Source organism: Amycolatopsis sp. NPDC050768, from assembly GCF_040654155.1.
Classification (GTDB): Bacteria; Actinomycetota; Actinomycetes; order Mycobacteriales; family Pseudonocardiaceae; genus Amycolatopsis.
The window spans coordinates 1262711-1280910 of sequence record NZ_JBFAHL010000001.1; the positions used below are offsets into that span (position 1 = coordinate 1262711).

At 71.7% G+C, this 18200-nt stretch carries 12 protein-coding genes; 3 read left to right on the forward strand and 9 right to left on the reverse strand.

The features are described from left to right. Positions 1–173: 173 nt before the first annotated feature. Positions 174–3395, reverse strand: coding sequence for a penicillin acylase family protein (locus AB0H62_RS06450; RefSeq protein ID WP_360584478.1), 3222 nt, complete (start codon positions 3393–3395; stop codon positions 174–176). Positions 3396–3544: 149 nt separating this feature from the next. On the opposite strand from AB0H62_RS06450, the gene AB0H62_RS06455 reads away from it, so the two are divergent. The 3 genes from AB0H62_RS06455 (at position 3545) to AB0H62_RS06465 (ending at position 5698) form a co-directional block, all read left to right on the forward strand. Further along, on the forward strand, positions 3545–3919 hold the full coding sequence (locus AB0H62_RS06455) for an FKBP-type peptidyl-prolyl cis-trans isomerase (protein ID WP_220245470.1): 375 nt from the start codon (positions 3545–3547) through the stop codon (positions 3917–3919). A 129-nt stretch (positions 3920–4048) separates the two neighbouring features. Beyond that, positions 4049–4804, forward strand: a complete 756-nt coding sequence (locus AB0H62_RS06460; protein WP_220245469.1) for a trypsin-like serine protease — start codon at positions 4049–4051, stop codon at positions 4802–4804. A gap of 147 nt (positions 4805–4951) precedes the next feature. Next, positions 4952–5698, forward strand: coding sequence for a trypsin-like serine protease (locus AB0H62_RS06465; protein WP_220245468.1), 747 nt, complete (start codon positions 4952–4954; stop codon positions 5696–5698). Between the two features lie 138 nt (positions 5699–5836). Here AB0H62_RS06465 and AB0H62_RS06470 read toward each other — a convergent pair whose 3' ends face one another. The 8 genes from AB0H62_RS06470 to AB0H62_RS06505 are packed head-to-tail and all read right to left on the reverse strand — an operon-like array spanning position 5837 to position 18172. After that, complete coding sequence (locus AB0H62_RS06470) at positions 5837–6004, reverse strand: hypothetical protein (RefSeq protein ID WP_220245467.1); 168 nt, start codon at positions 6002–6004, stop codon at positions 5837–5839. A 39-nt stretch (positions 6005–6043) separates the two neighbouring features. Continuing rightward, entirely contained in the window at positions 6044–6847 is an 804-nt protein-coding gene (locus AB0H62_RS06475) for a thiopeptide-type bacteriocin biosynthesis protein (RefSeq protein ID WP_360584481.1), read from the reverse strand. Beyond that, a complete protein-coding gene (locus tag AB0H62_RS06480; RefSeq protein WP_220245465.1) occupies positions 6840–9074 on the reverse strand; it encodes a hypothetical protein in 2235 nt (744 codons plus the stop codon). Before AB0H62_RS06480 ends, AB0H62_RS06475 begins: the two co-directional genes overlap by 8 nt. A 4-nt stretch (positions 9075–9078) precedes the next feature. Further along, positions 9079–10563 (reverse strand): SagB family peptide dehydrogenase, encoded by a 1485-nt coding sequence (locus AB0H62_RS06485; RefSeq protein WP_360584483.1) that lies wholly within the window; start codon positions 10561–10563, stop codon positions 9079–9081. Then, on the reverse strand, positions 10560–12893 hold the full coding sequence (locus tag AB0H62_RS06490; protein WP_360584486.1) for a TOMM precursor leader peptide-binding protein: 2334 nt from the start codon (positions 12891–12893) through the stop codon (positions 10560–10562). The genes AB0H62_RS06485 and AB0H62_RS06490 overlap by 4 nt, the downstream gene beginning before the upstream one ends. Positions 12894–12903: 10 nt before the next feature. Further along, positions 12904–14814 (reverse strand): ATP-binding cassette domain-containing protein, encoded by a 1911-nt coding sequence (locus tag AB0H62_RS06495; RefSeq protein ID WP_360584488.1) that lies wholly within the window; start codon positions 14812–14814, stop codon positions 12904–12906. Next, the gene (locus tag AB0H62_RS06500; RefSeq protein ID WP_360584490.1) at positions 14811–16934 is read right to left on the reverse strand and encodes an ATP-binding cassette domain-containing protein; all 2124 of its coding nucleotides are present in this window, start codon (positions 16932–16934) and stop codon (positions 14811–14813) included. Before AB0H62_RS06500 ends, AB0H62_RS06495 begins: the two co-directional genes overlap by 4 nt. After that, positions 16931–18172, reverse strand: a complete 1242-nt coding sequence (locus AB0H62_RS06505; RefSeq protein WP_360584492.1) for a cytochrome P450 — start codon at positions 18170–18172, stop codon at positions 16931–16933. The genes AB0H62_RS06500 and AB0H62_RS06505 overlap by 4 nt, the downstream gene beginning before the upstream one ends. Positions 18173–18200: the final 28 nt, after the last annotated feature.

An 18200-nucleotide genomic window follows, 5' to 3' on the forward strand; every position in this document is an offset into this window, starting at 1 on the left:
CTGTATCACCGTTGCCGATCCGGCCACAGCCACGGCGCTATGACCTGCGTCGCAGGCTTCCGGTATGCCCGGGGGGGCGCGCCTACTTTTGGCCGGATCGGCAATGGCGCCCACGGCCTCGCAGCCGTGATGTGGCGGTCGGCTCACCCGCGCCGGCGAGCCGACCACGTCTTTCAGTGCGCGTACACCTCGAACTCGTACAGCGAGTAGCCGTAACCGGTCCCCCGCTGCACGCCCTGCATCCGGACGAACCGGGCGTCCGACGGGGTGAACGACACGTTGTCCGCGCCGCCGTTGCCGTCGGTCACCACGGCCGCGTCGCGCCAGTTCTCGCCGTCGGCCGAGAGCTGCACCTTGTAGCCCTTCGCGTACGCCGCTTCCCACGACAGCACCACGCGCGCGACCTGCTGCACCGAACCGAGGTCGACGGTGATCGACTGGTTGTCGCTCCAGTCGCTTGCCCACCGCGTGTTCGCGTTTGCGTCCACGGCGTTCGACGCGGGCGAGTTGTAGAAGCCGGTCTCGGCGCTCGTGGCGCTCACCGGCTTGCCCGCGGCGAGGTTGCTGACGTTGTCGCCGCGGTGGGCCGGGTACTCCACGACCTGCTGGAACGTCGGCCGGTTCTGTGTGCTGATCTTGTCGTGCGTGATGCCGCCGAGCGGCCGCTGGATCACGGTGTCGGCGCACCACTGGTCACCGGCCGAGCAGTCGGCGTCACCCGGGTACACGGTGGTGGCGGGCTGCGCCGTGGCCGCCGTCAGCGAGTCGACCAGCGCGGTGCGGCAGGTGGTGAGGTCGCCGCCGCCGCAGAACGTGCTGCCCAGCGGACCGGCGACGGGCTGCCCCAGCACCGTGCGGATGTCCTTGCTGACGTAACCCCACCAGCCGTGCTGGTACGACGAACCCTGGTGTGGCTGGCCGACGTGCTTGCCCGGCAGCTCGTTCTGGAAACCGGACGGGCTTTCGTTGACCTGCAGCACGTTCGTCATCGCGGTGAACGCGTCGTCGCCCAGTGCGGGCTTGAACTCCGCGGTGACGAGCAGCGGCCACCACGCGTCCATGATCCGGATCGCGTCGGCGTCGTTGTACGCCTTGCTGCCCGGCGCCGATTCCACGCGCTGGTGACCGTGCTGCAGCCACGTCTTCAGCTTCGCCTCGGCGTCGGCCGCCGCGCCGGTGAGCGGCGTCTTGTCGAGCACCTGCAGCAGAAGCGGCAAGACCTCCTCGGCCCGCAAGTCGGCGAGCGCCGCGTCCTCCATGGCCTGCGCGAGGTTCACGCGCGTCACCTTGGTGCCGCTGTTGATGAGCGCCTTCACACGCGTGTCGAGCAGGTCGGCTCGGTGCACGGCCGACTTGTCGGCGCCGCCCGAGGCGTAGCCCTTGGCCTGCGCGTTGTTCCAGCTGACGTAGTAGTCCTGGTTGACCGACTGCGGGTGCTGCGAGGCCGGCGTGTAGTTCGCCTTGTTGCCGTCGGGGTTCCAGCCCTGCCAGTCGTAGCCCTTGTCGCCCCACACCGGCATCATCGGGTCCACAGTGGAATTGCGGACGGGGTTGGCGCCGGAGTTGAAGTAGGCGACGTCCTTGGAGTCGGCGTAGAACCAGTTGAAGGTGAAGTTCACGTCGCTCGCGGCCCGCTGGAAGTCGGCCGCGGAGTGGATGAAGTCGGGGTCGTTGAACTCCTGGAAGCCGATGAGCGAATCGACCTCGTGGAAGTACGAGGACCGCAGCGACGCGTACGCCACCGGCTTGCCGCCGATCGTCGCGCGGCTGACGACCGGGCCGTACTTCGTGCGGTAGCTGCGCAGCGTGTACGAACCGGCGGCGGTGCCGTCGGCCACCGTCGGAGACCAGGAGTTCTTGCGCTCCACGGTGTCCATCGGCAGGCACTGGCCCTGGTACAGGTAGTAGTTCGAGTCCTTCGTGGCCGCCTTGCCGCTCGGGTCGCACAGCGGGAGCGCGAACGTGTCGATGATGTCCTGCGCCGACGTCGTGGCGCTCCACGAGTAGTCCTGGCCGCGGCCGAGCAGGACGTACATCGAGATGCCGGCGAACGACGCGCCGCGCGCGCTGATGCCCGGGCCCTGAAGTTCCTGCAGTAGGAGCAGCTGCGGCGCGAAGTACCCGGTCTGCGGGCCGAACACGGCGACCGGGTGGCCGCTGGCGGTCTTCGAACCCGAGACGACGAGCGCGTTGGACATGCCGTGCTTGTCGCTCAGCATGTCGCCGGGCAGCACGCCGTTGTCGAACATGCCTTTCGCCGCCTGCTGGTCCGCCGGCGCCTTGACGTCGACCTTCGCGGGCGAGTTGGTAGTCGCGGAGCCGGACTGGTCATAGACGAGCTGCTGCGGCGTGACGGAACCCTTGTCCGGCAAGGCCAAGCCCTGCGGATTGGCCGGGGTCATGCCGTAGTCGAAGGTCTGGCCGTCGTGCAGCGTCTTCACGGCTTCGGGGTCGTCGGCCGAGCGCAGGCTCTGCCAGACCTGCTCGCCCTTGGCGACGCCGTACTTCTCCTGCAACGCGAGCTTCGCGATCGCGTTCTGCACCTCACCACCGCCGCCTGCGCCGAACTGCGCGCCGACCACGGACGCGAGCACCACGAGGTCGGTGAGCTTGAACGGCTCGATAGTGCCGGCGTTGGTGATCGCGTCGACGTGACCGGTGAGCACGTACTCGCCCGGGAAGTAGCGGCCGTTGTGGGAATCGGTGATGTACTTGTTGATCCCGTCGACGTAGGCCTGGGAGTCGGCGAGGCCCTGCCTGCCGCGCGGGCCGCTGGCGGCCGTCGCTTCGATCTGCTGCTGCAGCTCGTCCTCGGTGTAGGGCGCGGCGGCGAAGAACGACTGCTCGAGCTCGCGGTTCGCGGGCGCGCCACCTGCGTACGAGGTCAGCTGACCGCGGCCGACGCGGCGCATGATGTCCATGAGCCACAAGCGGTCCTGCGCGGCCGCGTAGCCGGCGCCGAACTCGGTGCCCGAGCGCGTGGTGCCCTGGATGTGCGGGACGCCGGTGGCCTTGTCGCGGGTGATCGTGACGTCGGAGCGGGGCTGGAGCGTGCTCGCGACCTGGTCGGCGGGGACGCCGAAGGAGGAGTCGTTGAAGAACTTGCCGATGGTGTCGGTGGTCAGCGTTTTGTAGCCGCCGGCGAGGTCGGCGTACTTGCCGAGCTGGTCGTCGGCGTGCGCGGGCTGCGTGCCGAACGCCTTGTTGCCGAGAATCTCCGCCAGCGTCGCGCCGCCGTTCTCCCCCGGCGGGAGGATGTCGTTGCACTGGCCGGCGCAGTAGTCGTTGCCGGGCAAGGCTGCCGAGGCGGGTGGCGCGCCGCCGACCGCTGTCACGAGTCCCGCCGCGACAACGGCCAGGGCCGAAACAGCCAGGGTGCGGATGCGTCGTCGCATGCCGGAGCTCCCGTCCACGAGGTTCCCCCAGGGGTGACCCAGCGCACGCTACCGACGGGTAGATGAAGTGTGAAGACTATTCGCGTTTAACCCCTCTTTGGGCCTAGTCCGATCGGCGCAGCGCGACGCCGCTGGGTACGGTGAGCGCCATGACCTTGGAAAAGCCCGAAATCGACCGCCCGGACGGACCCCCTCCCGCCGAACTGGAGATCACCGACCTCACCGTCGGTGACGGCGCGGAGGCCCAGCCGGGCAATGCAGTGACGGTCCACTACGTCGGCGTCTCGCACTCCACCGGTGCGGAGTTCGACGCGTCCTGGAACCGCGGCGAGCCGCTGCGCTTCGCGCTCGGCGCCGGCCAGGTCATCCCCGGCTGGGACCAGGGAGTGGCCGGCATGAAGATCGGCGGCCGTCGCCAGCTGGTGATCCCGCCGCACCTCGCGTACGGCGAGCGTGGCGCGGGCGGCGTGATCAAGCCGAACGAGACGCTGATCTTCGTCGTCGACCTCGTCGGCGTGAACTGAACCTCCGGGCAACCGGGCCGGCTCCACGGGCAGCCCGGTTGCCCGAACTCTTTCGAGTGAACCCCGGTCATCGCTAAGCTGCGCCGATCACCGGCCGGGACCGGTGCCACTGACCAGGGGGAAAGTGACATGCGCGTTCGCGCGATTGTTTCCGCGGCTCTGCTCACGCTCGGGGCCGCGCTCGCCACCGTCGCACCCGCTTCGGCCGTCGCCAACGGATCCGACGTGCCGCAGGGCCGGTTCGAGTTCGCCGCGAAGCTCACGATGACGAACATCCCGCGGCCCGACGGCACGCACTACGACAGCGGTTGCTCGGGCGCGCTCGTCGCGCCGCAGTGGATCCTCACCGCCGGCCACTGCTTCCACGACGTGAACCGCAACCCGATCTCCGGCCCGGTGCCGTACCCGACTTCGGTGCTGCTCGGCACCACCGTGCAGCGCGGCAAGCTCGGCGTGACGCGCCAGGTCACCGACGTGGTCCAGGCCGGCGCAGGCGACATCGCGCTCGCGAAGCTCGACAAGCCGGTTCGCGGGATCACGCCGCTCAAGGTGAGCCGCTCCGAGCCGACGGTCGGGCAGAAGCTCACCCTCGCCGGCTGGGGAGCACTGAGCTCAGTGGACGCGGCTCCGTCGATGAAGCTGCAGCAGGGCACCGTGGCAGTCGGCGAGGTCGCGGCCACCACCCTCGGCGTGCACGGCGTCGCGCCGGCCGCGGACACCAGCGCCTGCCTCTACGACTCGGGCGCACCTTACTTCGTGGCTTCGGGCCACGGTGGCCGGATCGTGGCGGTCGAGTCGGAAGGCCCCGACTGCCCACACGACCAGCTGGAGACGACCTCACGCGTCGACGTGGTGGCCGACTGGGTGCTGTCGCAGACCCACTGACACCCAGATACCAGAAGACGGGCTCCGCGCACAGGTCGCGGGGCCCGTTTTCTTTCGCCCGACAAGGGAATTCCTGACCCGGAAGTAGCTGGATAGCGTTGAGGGTCGATCATCGGCGCGCCGCCGGTGGCCCGACGAAGGGAAAGAATGCGCGTCCGCGCCGCTCTCACCGCAGCAGCCCTCCTGCCCCTCCTCACCGCCGGCCCGGCCCTGGCCGTCGCCGACGGGACCGACGTGGCCCCGGGCCAGTACGGCTTCACGGCCAAGCTGACCATGGCGAGCATCCCGCGCCCGGACGGGAGCACGTACACGAGCTTCTGCTCGGGCTCCCTCGTCGCGCCCACGTGGATCCTCACGACCGGCCACTGCTTCCACGACGCGCAGCGCAACCGCGTGTCCGGCCCGGTGCCGTACCCGACCACCGTCACGCTCGGCCTGGTCGACGAAGCGAAGGAGGCGGGCGTCACCCGCAAGGCCACGCAGGTGCTGCAATCCGCGGAGAACGACGTCGCCCTCGTGCAGCTCGACAGCGCGGTCCCGAACATCACGCCGCTGACCGTGAACCGCCTGATCCCGGCCGCCGGCCAGCGTCTCACCCTCGCGGGCTGGGGCAGCCACACGGCGAAGAACCCCGTGCCGTCCTCGAAGCTGCAGCAGGGCACCGTGCAGATCGCCTCCGTGGGCAGCACCACCGTCGGCGTCCGCGGCGTCGCGCCCTCGCCCACCACCAGCGCATGCGTCTACGACTCGGGCGCGCCCTACTTCGTCCCGTCCGGCAGCGGCGGCCAGCTCATCTCCGTGGAGACGACTGGCCCGGACTGCCCTCACGCGACCGTCGAAACGACGTCGCGAGTGGACGTTATCGCGGATTGGATCGCGGCTCGCACGAAATAGCCGGCCGACCGGCGCGGAGAGCGACAGTCAGGATCGCTCTCCGCGCCCCTGCCGGTTGGCGGGTCAGTGCGTGACCGCATTGTTCACGCGTATTTCCCCTCGCGGCGCGCGGGCACGTTCGCCGGAATAATCGCGGCTTTACTTGTCCTTTTTCTTCGGCAGCTGGTCGGCGGCTTTTTTGCCCGCCGGGCCGAGTTTGTCGAGGACGGAGCGCACGCCGCTGACCACGGCGTCGCCGACGGGGTTCGGGTGGTCGTCGTCCGGGTCGCCGATACCGCCGGCAACGCCGCTGGAGCCTGAGTCCATGGTATTTCTCCCCAACTGTTGTTTTATCGGATTACCCGATCAATTACCGATGCTACGCAATCGCCGCACCCACAACAACCGCGCGATTTGGGCCTCCTCTCCGGGAACTGCGCCGAGCCGGTTGTTCATGAGGTGGACGTGCTGGAATGCCGCACGGTAAGGCGAAACTCGCCGTGCCGATTCGCGGTACTCCGTCCAAAAGCGCTCGGCGTAGCGGCGCAGGGGCTTGCCGACGCGGTCGGTGGCCAGTTCGCGCGTCACGTTCTCGAACAGCCGGCCCGCCTGGCGCACCGCGGCCGGGTCGTCCGGGCGGGCGGTGGCCGCGGCCGGGCGCCAGGCGACCGTGCGCGCGCCGCGGCCCGACCAGTACCAGGCGTACTGGTGCAGGAAGCTCACCTGCTGGTCGGCGGGCAGGCCCTCGACGATCGCGGCGGTGTGGGCCGCGGCCTGCGTGATGCGGTGGGCGGAGGCGCGGCCGGGGAGCAACTCCAGCGCGGTGTCGCTGCCCAGGTGGGCCACGCGCTCGGCGAACTCGACGCCGTCGGGGCCGCGGAACTTCGCCAGCTCCGGCTCGTACCAGCGCTTCACGACCTCCGTGCCGCGTTCGGCGAAGCGGCGGTCCAAGTCGGCTTCGACCACGGCACCGGCATCCGGCTGCGCCTGAACCCGAACGCGCAGCTGGAGGCCCGACATGTCCATGTACTGCAGGAAAAACCAACGGCGCAACGGGTGTTCAGTGACCACCGGCCGCACCACCTCGTTCAGCAGCCGCGTGACGGACGGGAGGTCCGGGACGTACACGCGCCAGTAACGCCAGTCGGGCCGCAGCAAGGTCTCAAGCATGGGTCACCACCGTCAGGAACTCGGTCACGCGCCCGACGCTCGCCCCGGCCGCGGGCAGCGCCTCCGTGAGTTCGAGCTCCCCCGCGCCGGCCAGGCCTTTCAACGCCGTCCACGCCGCAAGGGGGTGGGCGAAGCTGAGCCACTGCGGTTTCCCCTGCGGCACCCCGCCCGCGGCCAGACCACGGACGAACACCTGCTCGGGCAAACCGTGCTCGGCCAGGAACATCCGGCCGGCGCGGAGGAAGTCCACATCGGGTCCGCCGGCGACGGCGGGCAGCGCCGACGCCGGCAGCGCCCAGCGAGCACGGCGCAGCACCAGCCGCCCGTCGGTCACGCGCTCGCGGAAACCCGCGCCCGGCACCGGAGCCCACGGGCCCAGCGACAGCCACGGATCCGACAGCAGCTGCAGCACCCGCGGTACCCCGCGCAGCAGGTGCGCGGGCACGGCGCCGAGGTAGCTCAACGCGGCCGGCCGCCCGGCCGGGTCGAGCACCTCCAACGTGCCCGTGGCCAGGTCGTGGCGCACGCGGAACCCGTCGATCGACACGCCACCTGGCCCGGCCGACGGACGTTCGGCACCCCACGACAGCCACGGCGCCGAACGCACGGCCGGCCGCTGCGTGTCCGTCCAGTCGGCGTGCGCGGTCACCTGGTACACCGCGCAACCCGGGAAACGCTTCTCGTGCAACGAAGCCACCGCCGCTTCGACACGGGCTGCCAGGCCGGGCACGCCGGCCCAGCGCGAGACGGCGCCGAGGTAACCCGGGTGCACCTGGTTGACCACCAGCGAATCACCCGCGACCTGCCAGAACACCGAGTGCGCCGGACGGCCGATGCTCGGGCCGACGATGTCGCGTACGTCGGGTTCGGGCACGGCGCAGCGCGAAAGCCACAGCATCGGGTCCAGGTCCCGCACCGCGCGGAACGCGAACTCGGCCAGGTCGGCAACGCCGCCAAGCTCGAAGTGGTGCAGGAAAAACCGGACCAGGTCGTAGTACCCCGCGCGCGGCCGCGCGGTGGCGCCCAGCAGGCCGTCGAGCCGGTCGAGCTCCCCCGCCACCCACGCGGGCGGCGCGGTCTCCGGCTCCGGGCCGTGCGCGACGGTTTCGTGCACCAGACCCAGCCCGTCGAGCCAGCCGGCACGCGCCGGATCGCGTTCCGCCAGCACGGTTCGCAGCCGGCCGCGCAACGCGAGCACGGCGTCTGCCCGGCGCCGGCCGTCCGCGCTGCCGGCCACGACCTTCTCGGCTTCGGCCAGCGAAGGACGTCCCCAGGCGGTGAAGTGCCGGGGTTCGTCGAGCCGCCACGGCGGGCTCACCAGCAGTAACCCCTGGTCCACGAGCCGGCGCACGTCGTCGACGGCGCAGCCCAGCTCCGCGGCCAGCTCACGCAACCGCCGCGGCCGCGCGTCGAGCGGCACCGGCCCGGCCAGCGCGGTGACCTCGTCCTCGCGGAAGTACACGCCGTGGCGCATCAGGTGCACGGGCAGTGCGGCCAGCCACTCCGCGCCGACCAGACGAGTGTCCACATTGGGCACCACGATCGGGTCGTCCTCCAGCGCCGCATACGCGAGCCGCGCGGCGACACGCGAGGAACTCACCAGCCGGCACCCCGCGCCAGGGTCGACTGCGCCGCCGAAGTCCCCGACGCCGACGGTCGTCAACGCACCGAACGGGCTCGGCTTCAACGTGGTCCGCACCAGGTACGACACCGCGCTGCGGCTCAGCCGGCCACCGGGTTTGCCCAGCTCAGCGCGTTCGGTGAACGCCGTGACGAACTCGGGGCTCGCCAGCGCCAGCCCGGCCAGCACGGGCCGGCTGCGCAGGGCCGAAGCCACGGCGTGCTGCGCCGAAGCCAGCTCCGCGCCGAGCGCCCGCGTCGCCTTCTCCAGTAGCTCACGCTCGCGCACCAGCAGTTGGTGCCACTCGCCGAGCCGGTCCGCCTCCTCGGCGGCCAGTACTTCCCGCGCGAGCCTGACGCCGGCTTCGTCGGAGCGCTCGTTGAACACGCTCCGACGAAGCCGGATCAGACCGCGCCGCTGCTCGCGCGACAGCTCGTCGCGGCCGATCACGGCGTGCAACGCATCGCAAACCGGTTCCGCCAGCGCGGTTTTGCGCGCGGCGGCGGACTCGGCCTCCTCCAGCAGGGCGACGGTCTCCGGGGCACGCAGACCGTCGAGCACGCCGGCGGGCAGGCCGCAGATCCGGGAGACGAGCAGCTCGGACACGACGTCACCGCCTCCGCGCGGCGAGTGCCTCGGCCTGCCAGCCCGGGTCGTTGCCGGCCCGCCAGTCGAGCGCGCCGTCGCCGCTCACCGGGGCGGGCAGCTGGGGCGGGGCACTGCCCAGGATGAACTCGCCGACCGAGGACTCCTTCAGGTAGTCCAGGCCGAACGCGCGCGCCGCCGCGTCGGCGTCGCCGCTCCCCAGCCCGCAGCCGGCCAGGCCCATCGCGGTCGCCACCAGGTACATGGTCTGGTACAGCGCGCCGGCGTGCTTGAGCGTCACCGCGTACGCGATCGACTGGTACTTCCACGCGAGTCGCTGAAAGCGCGACGTCATGGTGACCAGCACGTCGGGCACAGCCTGGCCGCCGGTCGACAGCGTCGCCACGCGAAGCAGCTCGTCGCGCGCTTCGGCCTCGGTGTTGATCAGCCGGAGCACGTGATCGCCGGCGTCGTAGTGGTAGATGCCGGGCTCCAGCCCCTTGCACCGGCGGACGGTGACGTACAGCTCGAGCTCGTACCCCGCGCCACCGCAGGGATACGGGCGGCTCGAACCCTCGTACGGCATCCGCGCCTCGGGCCGCGGGCCGTAGGTGCCGCGCACGCGCGCCGTGCGGTAGAGGAACTCGCCCAGCTGCTCGGCGGTGATGGGCTCCTCGCCGTAGGCGCGGATGGACTGGCGGGCCTCGATCGTTTCCTGCAGCCCCTGGTCAGCGGCACGCACGGAGTCGAAGGACGGGCGGAACAGCTCCGTGCGCGGTCCGTCCGGCGCGGGCGCCACCGCGGGCAGGGGCTCGATCTCGCCGACGTAGGGGAACCGGCCGCCGAACGCCTCGTCGGTGCGACCGATGCGGCTGCGGCTGTGGAAGTACAGGTCGTGCACATCCCACTGGCGCAGCACGTCGTCGGAGTCCACGGGGAACTCGCCGTCGGCTCCGACGTCGAGGAAGCCCGCGCCCGCCAGCGCGGCCACCACGGGCCACCACTCGGTGTCCACTTCCGACGAAGGCTGCGCCACGGCGAGCGCGGCCACGGCTCCGGCCAATGCCGCGTCGAGCAGCACCGCGCGGTACTTGCTCAGCGGCGACTCCACCACCAGCTCCCCGCCGCGACGGCGCAGAAGGCTGAACTTACCCAGCCGCAGCCACGCGCCGGCCAGCTCCGGCAGCTCGGGCCGCAGCCCGGTCACGCCGGTGCGCTCCAGCACGGCCACGCGCTCGCCGCGCAGGCGGAAACCCGTGGCCAGGAAGGGTTCCACCTTCGTCAGCACGGTCGCGACCGGCGACTGCGGGTGCTCGGCGGCCAGCTCGTCCTCGGTGTGCAGCCCGGCGCGGACCTGCTCCAGGGCCGCCAGCATCGGGGCGCCGACGCCGCGCAGGCGGTAACCCGCACGGTCGGCCAGGCCGAGCAGGACCTGGTCGTCCTTGGTCAGCACGGACACGTCGCGGCGGAAGGTGACGGTGTGTTCGGCGGTGCGTTCGAGCGTGGTCATAGGAACATCGCAATCGGGTTGAGGTCGGCTTCGGACGGCGTTTCATCGATCCAGCCCAGTTCGCGCGGCACGTCGAAGAGCCGGCCGGGCGCGAAGCGGGGCCAGAAATGCCGCATTCCCGGCACCAGCACGCGCACCACGGGCAGGCCGATGTCCACCCGCGTCTGGTCCAGCACCAGCATTTCCATCCCGCGCTCGGCCACGGCCCGCTCGGCGCGCAGCACGTCTTCGCGCACGTCGGCGCTTTCGTAGCGCTCGAAGTCGGCCCGGGTGCGCAACGCGCCTTCGGCCGGGAGCACGTACGGCTGGTTCTCCACGGTCGCGTTGCGCCACCAGTGCAGCTGGTCCGGGTCGTTGTAGGCGTAGGAACCCGAACCGTCGGCCTTCATCCCGATCACGGCGGGCAGGAACTGGTTCATCTCCGACAGCGCCCGCCCGATCGCGACCTCCACGTCGAAGTGCGCGCCGAGGGCGAACAGGATGTCCTGCGCGGGCTTGTCGCGGCGCACGGAAACCGCGGCCACGGAAGGAATGCCCAGGTCGTTGGTCAGATCCAGCACCCAGGTGTCGCGCTCCAGCTCGTCGTAGCGCTGCTGCCACTGCGCGAAGTACGGCACGTCGAACGTCGACAGGTCGATCGCCGGGCGGCGCAGGCGGTGGTACCACCACATCGCCACGGTGTCGCGCTCCACCAGCTCCATGAAGCCCTGCAGGATCGCGTCCTCGAGGCTCGTGCCCGCCGCGCAGCCGTTGGAGTTCGCGCCGGCCTGGAACGGGGTTTTCGGGTTGTGGTAAGCGAAATACAAGCCTGAGGTCGGGAACAGCTTGGTGCGCTGCTCGGTCAGCGACCACACCGGTGACCACTCGATCTCGGCCTGCGGGTCGAGGTCGTCGGCGACCCAGTGGAAGTGCGACGGGCGCGAGTTCCACTCCTTGCGGTCGCGGAACTGGTCGTCGCTGTAGAGGTGCAGCGCGTTGGGGTGGACGACCTCGGCCGGGTCGAGGTCGGCCAGCCGCGCGGTGCGGCGGGCCTCGTCGCCGTGGAACAGCCCCGAGTAGCGCTCGATCGCCTCGCCGACGGCCGACGCCTTGGCCTGCGCGTCGCTCATCCCCTTGCCCGCGCTGCAGCTGCGCAGGCCGGCACGCAGGTCGTTGGCGTTGGCCATGGGGATCGCGAAGTTCTGGCCCGCGGTGTAGGTGTGCAGGCCCTCGACCTCCAGCGGCACCTTCACGAGGTTGCTGATGGGGCCTGTGACGGGGCTGATCAGGTGCTCGTAGCGCGCCACGAACTGTTCCGGCGGGCTAGAGCGGTAACCACCGTCGCTGCTCGCCATGCGCGGGCGCGGCTCGAGCCGCACCGGCGCCGCCATGCGGTCGGCCTGCAGGTCTGGCTCCCCGCACAGCGGGCACTGCGGCCGGCGCTGGAACGGGTGGTGCTCCTGCGTGAGGCTGACCGTGTCGAGCGTGATGACCTCGGACTGCCACGGCGTGCCGTACTGCGCGGCCACTCCGCCCGGCGGCGCCGGCATCGCGGCCCGGCCCGCGGCGAACGCGCCGGTGAGCCACTTGCCCACGTGCAGCGCGGCGAGGCGGTGCGCCAGGTCCCGCGTGACGCCGGTGCCGGTCACGGAGTTGACCAGCGCCGGGCTGTCGAGCACGCCGCGCTGGCGCAGGTAGCTGGCCAGCACGTTCTTGTTGGACAGCCGCACGCGCAGGCATTCGTAGCAGCCGGTCACGCCGGGTTCGAAGACCGGGCCGACCCAGATCATGCTGCCGACCGGCTTCACCGGCAGCCACGGCGTGCCGGCCGCGTGGAACTTCGTGCCCCACTCGGCGAGCTCGGGGCGCAGGTAGTCGTCGGTGAGGACGACGGTGAACCCGGCCGGCGCCTCGGGATCCGTCGTGACGCCGGTGCCGAGCGCCGTGAGGGCCTCGGTGAACCCGGCCGCGTCGACGTCGCCGGCGGTCAGCACCCGCACGTCCGCACCGGACAGTCGGCGCACGGCGTCGTCACCGTCCACACCGGACGCTTCCCAGTAGCCGCCGACGCGCGGGTCGACCTCGGGGTCCACCTCCACGACGTACCCGCTGCGGCGCAAGCGGTCCAGCGCCACGTCGATGCGCGCCGGGTCGGCTTCCGCCAGCGCCTGCTTGATGCTTTCGCGGCTGTGCTGCCCGTCGACCAGCAGCGGTGCCAGCTGCTCGACGAGCGCACCGGCCAGCCGGGTCTGCGTCGTGCGCTCGCTCGTGAGGTACACGGCGTCGCCGGGCACGGTCAGCACGCGCAGCGACCGGTTGAACCTCGTAATCCGATTGATGCTCTTCGTCATGGTTGTCCCCTCAGTCGAGCCGGCGGGCGCTGCCCACCAGCCGGGCGAAAGCCGTCGAGTGGCCGGACAGCTCGGCGAAGGTGCCGAGGTCGGCGATGCGGCCGTGCTCCAGCACGGCGATCCGGTCGGCCGAGCGGATGGTGGAGAGCCGGTGGGCCACCACCACCCGGGTCAGCCGCAGGTCGTCGACCGCGCGCCGCACCCGCTCCTGCGCGGCGGCGTCGAGTGCGCTCGTGGCCTCGTCGAGCAGCAGCACGGCGGGCCGTTTGGCGAGGGCGCGGGCCAGCAGCAGGCGTTGCACCTGGCCGCCGGACAGGCCGCTTTCCCCGTCGGTGACCTGCGTGTGCAGGCCCATCGGCAGGGCCGCGACGACGTCCCAGAGCTGCGCTTGCTCGGCCGCCCGCTGCGCGAGGTCGAGATCCACCTCGGCCGCCGCACCGCAGATGACCTCAGCGAGCGTGCCGCGCATGAGCGTCGCGTCCTGTGCGACGTAACCGATCCGCGTGCGCAACTCGTCGACGTCGCACGTGTTCACGTCCACGCCGTCGACCAGCACGCTGCCGCGCTCGGTCCGGTCGAGGCCGAGCATGAGGCGCAGCAGCGTCGACTTGCCCGCGCCCGACGCTCCGATCAACGCCACGAACTCCCCCGGCTCGATGCGCAGGGAGATGTCCGTGAGCAGGTCACGGGTCTGGCCGGGGTAGCGGAAGCTCACGTCGCACAGCTCCACCGCACCGCGCGCGGCCGGCAGCGGGGTCGGGCGCGCCGGCGTCTCGGGCCGCGTGGTCAGCACCGGCGCGAGGCGGGCGTGCACCGGCCCGATGGCGAACAGGCCGACGAGCGCGCTCTGCAGCCGGGTGGCGGTGAGGTTGAGCGTCATCGCGACCATCACCACGGTCCACTGCCCGGTGAACCCCAGGCCCGACGCCATCGGCAACAGCACCGCGAGCAGCGCCGGATAGCAGGCCACGGCCAGCGCACTGGCGATTTCCGCGTACCGCAGGCCGACGTCGTCGGACCGCTTCTGCGAGCGGAACGCCTTGCTCCACCGACCGACCACATAGGACTGCGCGCCGAACGCCCGCACGTCGTCGATGCCGAGCATCGCCGGGTACACGGCCGCCTGCACGTCGTCCACGGCGGACAGCACCTCGGTGTCGTGCCGCTGCTGGCGCACGGAAAGCCACAGCATCGCCCCGAGCACGAGCCCGAAGATCCCGACCGCCGCGACGGCCAGCCACGGGTCCAGCAACGCCAGCAACGCGATCGCCACCAGCGCGAACACCGCGTGCAGCGCCGCCGTGAGGCCGCCGCTGCCGAGCAGCCCGCGCAGCTGGCCGACCCCGCCGGAGAAGCCCATGAGGCGACGCAGCGGATAGTCGCGGAAGAACGTCGCGGGCAGGCTCAGCAGACGCTGCCAGATCGCCGACTCGAGGCGGTCCTGCGCCCCGTCGGTCAAGGTCAGCAGCCCGCGCTCCACGACCGCGGTGGTCAGCAGCTGCAACGCGAGCAGCCCGACCAACGCGCCGGCCAGGTACGGCACGGCGGCGCGGTTGTCCGCGGCGATCGCGATCGCCAGCACCATCCCGGCCAGCGGCACGACGAACCCGAACACGGTCGCCAGCAACCCGACCACGGCACTCACCACGAGCCGGGTCCGCTGGCCGCGAACGGCGAAGGACAGCAGGTGGCGGCCGGTGCTGCCTTCGTGGGGCAGGACGGCGGTGGCCTTGCGAGGCAAGGCGGGCTCCGGCTCAGCCTGCCGGACGGCGGCCGGTGCGGGAGCACTGTCGTCGAGCCGTTGCGGCCCGTCCGTCTCCGGCTTGGTCTTCCCGGCCACGGCCTGTCGCAGCGACGCCGCCGTCGCGCCGGTTTCCTCGAACCACGAGCGGGTTTTCTCAGTGGGCAAGGTGGTGGTCATCCGGCCACCTCCGCGATGTCGCGGTAGCCACGGGAGTGGGCGAGCAGGTCGTCGTGGGTGCCGTAGACGCGCACGGCGCCGTGGTCGAGCAACACGACCGTGTCGTCGCCGCGGACTTCGGAGAGGCGGTGGGCCACGACGACCGTGGTGGTGCCGCGGGTGCGCAGGGCGGCGTCGATGCGGGCGGCCAGCGCGGTTTCGACGGCGCTGGTCGCCTCGTCGAGCACGAGGACGCGTGGGTTGCGGGCGAGCGCACGGGCCAGGGCGAGCCGCTGGCGTTCGCCACCGGAGAAGTTGCGGGCCTGCTGGCTGACCTGCGCCGCGTCGATGCCGCCGCGCAGCTCGATCATCTCGGTGAGCTGGGCGTCGTCGAGCGCGGCGGCGATGGCGTCGTCCGGCAGCGTGGTGCCGAGCTCCAGGTTCTCGCGCACGGTGCCCTCGAAGAACGCCGGCCGCTGCGGCACGTACCCGACCAGGAACGGCCGCACCGACGGCGGCAGGTCCGCGCTGCGCCGCCCGTCGACCAGTGCGACGCCCGACCACGGCCGCACGAGCCCGGCCAGCAGCTTCGCCAGCGTCGACTTGCCGCAGCCACTCGGGCCGACCAGCGTCATCCGGCCGCCGGGCGGCACGTCGAGGTCGAGCGAAACGAGCAGCGGCTCGGTGTTGGTGTCGTAGCCGTAGCGCAGGCCGCGCACGGTGAGCCGACCCGGCCCGACGGCGACGGGTTCGTCCACATCGGACGGATCGGGCTCGGCGCCGGCCACGTCGTCGTACGCCGCGAAGCTGCTGCGCAGGCCGCCGATCCGGTGCAGCCCCGTGACGAGCCCACCCGCGTGCAGCTGCCACACGCCGGCCAGCACGGCCACGGTGATCACCTCGCCGGGCGCGACCAGCGCGGTCAGCGCGAGACAGGCGGCGTACCCGAGCGCGTGCAACGCCGTGACGCCCAGCCCGATCCCGTGCTCGCCCAGCGCCGCCCGCCGTTGCGCGGCCAGCACCTTGCGCTGCGCCGAAGACCAGCGGCCGAACGCCTGGCGCCCGCTGCCCTCGGCCTTCACCGTGTCGATGGCCGACAGCACGTTGAGCGAAAGCCCGTCCCGCGCCGACTGCTCGACCATCAGCGCCGACTGCCGCTCGGTCCCGGACCGCCGGCCGAACCGCACGAACAACGCGGTCAGCACCGTGCTCCCGGCCAGCAGCGCGGCGGCCGGTGGAGCGAGCACGGCCAGCACCGTGAGCAGCCCGGCGACGGCCGCCAGGCTCACCGCGACCGGCAGCACCACCGTGGTCAGCTGCTGCGCGATCGTGTCGGCGATCTGCACCCGCGCCGCGACGCCGCCCGTGAAACGGCGGTGGAAGTAGCTGCCGGGCAACCGAAGCAGGTGCCCGACCAGTTCGGTGGAGCGCTTCAGCGAGGTGCGCAGCAACGCGGCCGAAACCAGCCGCTGCTGCGCCCAGCCCGCGAGCGCGACACCCGCGGCCACCGCGGCCAGCCACCACGTCGCCCCGGGCCCGGCGGTCGCCGTGACCAGCGATCGGGCCAGCAACGCGGCCACCACGGTCAGCCCGGCCGTGACCACCCCGGCCACCACCGCGCCGAGGACCACCGGCAGCCCGGCACCCAGCCAACGCAGCGCGCGCGGCAGCACCCGCTGCGGCGCACCACTCGGCTCGAACCCGGCACCCGGCCGGAAACCCAGGTACAGCCCCGAAAACCGCTCGCGGAACTCGTCGATCGACAGCGTGTGCCGCCCTGCCGCGGGGTCGTGCAGCCGCACTTTGCCCCCGCGACCGACGCGTTCCAGCACCGCGAAATGCCGGTTGTCCACGAAGACCACGCCGGGCGCGGCCAGCCCGCGCAGCGTGGCGACGTCGGCCTCAGCCCCGGACAGCCGCACGCGCTTGGCGCTCACCGTCAGCCCGAACTGCTGGCCGCGCCGGGCGAGTGTCGCGGCGCTGATGCCGTCGCGGCCACCGCCGCAGGCCTGCGAGAGGACCGGCCACGACAGGTACTTGCCGAATCCGGCGAGCAGGATGCCGAGGCAGGCCGCACCGCAGTCGGACTCCTCGACTTGGCGGAACTCGGCTCCGGCACGAGACCGGTAGCGCGTGCTCACCGCGCACCGCTTTCCGCCAGCGCGGGCGCGAAAGTCACCGGCAGCACGCGCGGGGTCGGAAAAGCCAGCGACGCGCGCCAGGGCAGCTCGGCCAGCGGACGGCTCGGGGTCGGCAGCCGGTCGTGCACCGCCGTCAGCAGCGACTGCGCGGTCATCGCGGCGAGCGCGCTGCCGAGGCAGTAGTAACTGCCGTGGCCGAACGCGACGTTGCCGGTCATCGGCCGGTCCCAGCGGAACTCGAGCGGCGCGTCGAACTTGCGGGGGTCGAGGTTGGCCGCGGCGAAGGCGAGGATCACGGTGTCGCCGGCTTTGAAGTCGAGCTTGCCGACGGACAGGTCGTGCGCGACCTGGCGCGAGCCGAACGCGACCGGCGTGCGCAGGCGGATGGCCTCGGCGAACACGCGGTCGCCGCACCCCGGGTCGGCGGCCAGGGCCGCGGCGACGTCGGGCTGCTCGGACAGCACGACGAGCGTGTTGGCCAGCGCGGCCGTGACGGTGTCGAGCCCGGTCATGAACAGCAGCAGCACCATGTCCACGGCTTCGTCGGCGGTGAGCTTGCCCGCCGCCTGCGCCTGGGCGAGGAGCCCGATCAGGTCTTCGGCCGGCTCGGCGCGGCGCCGGGCCAGCAGCCCGGCGACGTAGTCGCGCAGCTCGGCGAACTCGGCGGCGGTGATCGGGGTCCCCGCGTCGGGGTGTGACTCGGTGAGGAAACCGGCGGCGAGCTGGCTCATCATCCCCGTGGCCCGCGCCGTGACGAAGTCGCGGTCGGCGGGCGGCACGCCCAGCAGCACGGCGGTGACGGCGGCCGGCAGCGGCGTCGCCAGCTCGGAGACGAACTCCGCCTCGCCGCGACGCAGGGGTTCGGCCAGCAGATCGGCGACGACGTCGTCGATGCGGTCGCGCAGACCGGCCAGCCGGCGGCCGGAAAACGCCCCGGTGAGCACACCGCGTAGCCGCGTGTGCTCCTCGGCGGCCCGCACCGACATGGTGCTGCCGAAGAAGCGAACAAACTGTGGGTTATCTCGGTGGACCACGTCGGTGAAGACGGGGGCCGCCATGGGGAAGCCGGGGTGGGTGCACAGGCGGGTCACCAACTCGTATCCGGAAATGACCCACATTCCATCGAAGCGCACCACCGGCGCCTGTTCCACCAGCTCCGCGAAGAAATCCGGAGCCTGCATTCCGAACGGCTCCAGGCGTGCGAAGTGCCGCCACAACCGCTGGACGATTTCCGACATCCCCCAGTCCTTTCAGAGCACGTGTTTT

Excerpts from the sequence above, each read along its gene's own strand:
- AB0H62_RS06470 (WP_220245467.1), bottom strand. The coding sequence starts at position 6,004 with ATGGACTCAGGCTCCAGCGGCGTTGCCGGCGGTATCGGCGACCCGGAC.
- AB0H62_RS06505 (WP_360584492.1), bottom strand. The coding sequence starts at position 18,172 with ATGTCGGAAATCGTCCAGCGGTTGTGGCGGCACTTCGCACGCCTGGAG.
- AB0H62_RS06495 (WP_360584488.1), bottom strand. The coding sequence starts at position 14,814 with ATGACCACCACCTTGCCCACTGAGAAAACCCGCTCGTGGTTCGAGGAA.
- AB0H62_RS06475 (WP_360584481.1), bottom strand. The coding sequence starts at position 6,847 with ATGCTTGAGACCTTGCTGCGGCCCGACTGGCGTTACTGGCGCGTGTAC.
- AB0H62_RS06485 (WP_360584483.1), bottom strand. The coding sequence starts at position 10,563 with ATGACCACGCTCGAACGCACCGCCGAACACACCGTCACCTTCCGCCGC.
- AB0H62_RS06460 (WP_220245469.1), top strand. The coding sequence starts at position 4,049 with ATGCGCGTTCGCGCGATTGTTTCCGCGGCTCTGCTCACGCTCGGGGCC.
- AB0H62_RS06450 (WP_360584478.1), bottom strand. The coding sequence starts at position 3,395 with ATGCGACGACGCATCCGCACCCTGGCTGTTTCGGCCCTGGCCGTTGTC.
- AB0H62_RS06465 (WP_220245468.1), top strand. The coding sequence starts at position 4,952 with ATGCGCGTCCGCGCCGCTCTCACCGCAGCAGCCCTCCTGCCCCTCCTC.
- AB0H62_RS06490 (WP_360584486.1), bottom strand. The coding sequence starts at position 12,893 with ATGACGAAGAGCATCAATCGGATTACGAGGTTCAACCGGTCGCTGCGC.
- AB0H62_RS06455 (WP_220245470.1), top strand. The coding sequence starts at position 3,545 with ATGACCTTGGAAAAGCCCGAAATCGACCGCCCGGACGGACCCCCTCCC.